Annotated in this window: 5 protein-coding genes and 1 pseudogene; 3 read left to right on the top strand and 3 right to left on the bottom strand. The window is 62.4% G+C overall.

Going from position 1 to position 2,616, the window contains the following annotated elements:
• From AC1DY5_RS50760 to AC1DY5_RS50750, 3 genes are all read left to right on the top strand, one after another.
• A partial coding sequence (locus AC1DY5_RS50760) for a GNAT family N-acetyltransferase (protein WP_478121871.1) occupies positions 1-243 on the top strand: 243 nt, incomplete at its 5' end.
• Between the two features lie 125 nt (positions 244-368).
• Positions 369-524 carry a hypothetical protein gene (locus tag AC1DY5_RS50755; RefSeq protein ID WP_478121870.1) on the top strand — a complete coding sequence of 52 codons (156 nt, stop codon included), beginning with the start codon at positions 369-371 and terminating at the stop codon, positions 522-524.
• Positions 521-1,438 (top strand): NADP-dependent oxidoreductase, encoded by a 918-nt coding sequence (locus tag AC1DY5_RS50750; protein WP_478121869.1) that lies wholly within the window; start codon positions 521-523, stop codon positions 1,436-1,438. Before AC1DY5_RS50755 ends, AC1DY5_RS50750 begins: the two co-directional genes overlap by 4 nt.
• Here AC1DY5_RS50750 and AC1DY5_RS50745 read toward each other — a convergent pair.
• From AC1DY5_RS50745 to AC1DY5_RS50735, 3 genes and pseudogenes are all read right to left on the bottom strand, one after another.
• Positions 1,419-1,745: a glutathione S-transferase N-terminal domain-containing protein gene (locus AC1DY5_RS50745; RefSeq protein WP_478121868.1), complete on the bottom strand. Its 327-nt coding sequence runs from the start codon at positions 1,743-1,745 to the stop codon at positions 1,419-1,421. The two genes, AC1DY5_RS50750 and AC1DY5_RS50745, sit on opposite strands and share 20 nt — an antisense overlap.
• A 137-nt stretch (positions 1,746-1,882) precedes the next feature.
• Complete coding sequence (locus tag AC1DY5_RS50740; protein ID WP_478121872.1) at positions 1,883-2,293, bottom strand: hypothetical protein; 411 nt, start codon at positions 2,291-2,293, stop codon at positions 1,883-1,885.
• An 86-nt stretch (positions 2,294-2,379) separates the two neighbouring features.
• Positions 2,380-2,601 (bottom strand): annotated as a pseudogene (locus AC1DY5_RS50735) (response regulator transcription factor); the annotation flags it as partial.
• Positions 2,602-2,616: the final 15 nt, after the last annotated feature.

The raw sequence follows: 2,616 nt of genomic DNA, 5'->3' as shown, positions 1-2,616 counted from the left end.
TACCACCGATCTGGCTGGACGACGAGCGACGATTGCTATCTTCAAGACCTGTTTGTTGCGGCCGATGGACGTGGCAGTGGCGTCGGCCGCGCGCTGATCGAGCATGTCTATGCGGATGCGAGAAGTCGCGGGGCGTCCCGCGTGTACTGGCTGACGCACGAATCCAACCATAACGCCAGGCAGCTTTACGACCGCATCGCTGATCGCTCGGGTTTCACCCACTACCGAAAACTATTTGCCTGACACGCTGATTCCCCAGTTCCTATGTCTCAAGCCGAATATACGGAATCGGGCATCTGATCCTGCCGGGGCTTTCCATCCCTACAACATTTCCAGCAAAGAGACCAATGACCAAGGAGACAATTTTCATGAAACTGAGAAAGTACGGCCATTCCGTATATCGCATCGATACGGGCACAGCCAAGATCCTGATCGATCCGTTTCTGTCCAATATCCCGCCGAGGGACAACGGGTGGATCGGCTGCGGTGCAGGCGAGGACTTAGCACAGGGAGGTGGACGATGAAGGCGATCGTTGTGACGGACCAGGCTGCGGGAACGGCCGGGATGACGCTGGTGGAGCGGCCCGAGCCGCAGGCGGCGATAAACGACGTCGTCGTTCAGGTTCATGCGTCGGGATTTGTCCCGACTGAGATGGCGTGGCCCTCGACCTGGACCGATCGTCGCGACCGTGACCGAACACCATCGATCCCCGGGCACGAGCTGGCTGGAGTGGTCACCGCCCTCGGCTACGGCACGACGGGACTGTCGGTAGGACAGCGAGTGTTCGGCCTCGCGGACTGGCATCGCGACGGCACCCTGGCCGAGTACGTGGCGATCGAGGCACGTAACCTCGCGCCGCTGCCGGGCGACGTTGACTTCACAGTGGGCGCGAGCCTGCCAATCTCGGGCCTCACTGCGTTGCAGGGACTGTTCGAGCACGGCCGCCTTCGGGCGGGGCAGAGCGTAATCGCGCACGGCGCGGCCGGCGCAGTCGGTTCGATGGTGACGCAGCTCGCACGAGAGGCCGGCGCTTACGTCATCGGCACCGGACGCGCGGCCGACCGTCAGAAGGCGCTCGACTTCGGCGCGCAGGAGTTTGTCGACCTCGACGGCGACACGCTGGAAGACATCGGCAGCGTCGATCTGGTGTTCGATGTCATCGGCGGCGACATCCAGAAGCGGTCCGCGCGCCTGATTCGAGCCGGAGGAACGCTGGTGTCCATCGTCGGGCCATCTGAGGCGCGGCCCGCCGACGGCCTGGCGATCGACTTCGTTGTCGAGTCCGATCGTGCCCAACTGAGTGAGATCGTCCAGCGGGTGCGGGACGGACGACTGCGGACGAACATCGGCAACGTCTCGCCCCTCGACAAAGCTGTCGCCGCCTTCAACTCGACCGAGCGGCGCGCGGGGAAGACGGTCATCCGCGTTCGTCCGTGAGGACTCGGGGTGTACCGCGCATACATCTCTTCAAAGTCGGCGCGGTCGCCTCGCTTCCGCACGGAAAGAGAGAACCGGGTGTAGCGCGTGGTTGCCGATGGACCAACGATTCGGTGAGAAACACGCCGTCCTCGACCTCAAGGACGGGAACCCTGCCTATGGGGTTTCGCGCCAGGTGCGCTTGCTGACGCTGTTCCCCAGCCTGAAGATTGACGACGACCTCGGTGACCTTAAGAGCCGGCTGAACCGCATTCTTCTCAGCCACGTAGAGACGAACACGCGTGGGGCTGGGGGGGCACCCGGACAAATGAAAAGGTCCATATTGGACGTATCGCCTTTACGGCCGCTTGTGGCCGCATCCTGCCACATGCGTGACGTCGGCGGCGGGTCCACCGCAGACTCGGGCTCGCTCGGAGGAGAGGCGGTCCCACGTTATGCCCTCCGCTACTGGACTGACTTGCCCGCTCGTTCGTAGGCGTCAAGAAGCCGCTGAAGCATCGCGCGCTCTTCGTCCGGGGTGCCATTTCCAAGGTCGACAACGATGCCGTTGATGAGGTAGTACTCCGTGTCGTCGCGAATAGAGCCGCGCCTGACGATGCGCTTGTATGACGAAGCGTAGCGACGCCGAACTTCCGACGCGGCCAGAAGCCCGGCGACCCGGAGTGCCTCGTCGAGAGCCGCAACTCCATCTGCCGGGCGGTCGCTCAAGTCCTCGATGATGTCATTGGCAGCCTGGCGCAGACCCTCCAGCGCCTTCGACTTGCCGTACTGCTCAACAATCCCTGAGCACACCGTCGCAAGACTGACGCTCGAAGTCGCGTCCATGCGCCAGACATGAGTCGAGTAGAACGACACGAATTCCAGCAGCTCTTGAAATTCGCCATGGAGGCCCAGCTGAACTGGGAGAGCACGACCACGTTGATGGCGGGATGGCACTTCCTGACACAACGCAGTACGTCGATTCCGCGGTCGTTTCCACGCAACTTGGCATCCAGAACGACGAGGTCCGGATGGTTTGCACTGATGAAGGCGAGCGCGCTGGCCACGTCGTCCGCATATCCGACGACGGCGACCCCCGGTGCAGTCTGCAGCAGCGTTCCGAAGCTTTGCTGTATTGCCACAGAGTCGTCAACCAGCAGCACTTTCACCTCTGCACCTCGCATTTTGTCCTTCTTGAG

The organism is Variovorax sp. P4_D9, from assembly GCF_056401695.1.
This window is presented reverse-complemented; position numbering and strand designations above follow the sequence as displayed.

Excerpts from the sequence above, each read along its gene's own strand:
- AC1DY5_RS50755 (WP_478121870.1), top strand. The coding sequence starts at position 369 with ATGAAACTGAGAAAGTACGGCCATTCCGTATATCGCATCGATACGGGC.
- AC1DY5_RS50750 (WP_478121869.1), top strand. The coding sequence starts at position 521 with ATGAAGGCGATCGTTGTGACGGACCAGGCTGCGGGAACGGCCGGGATG.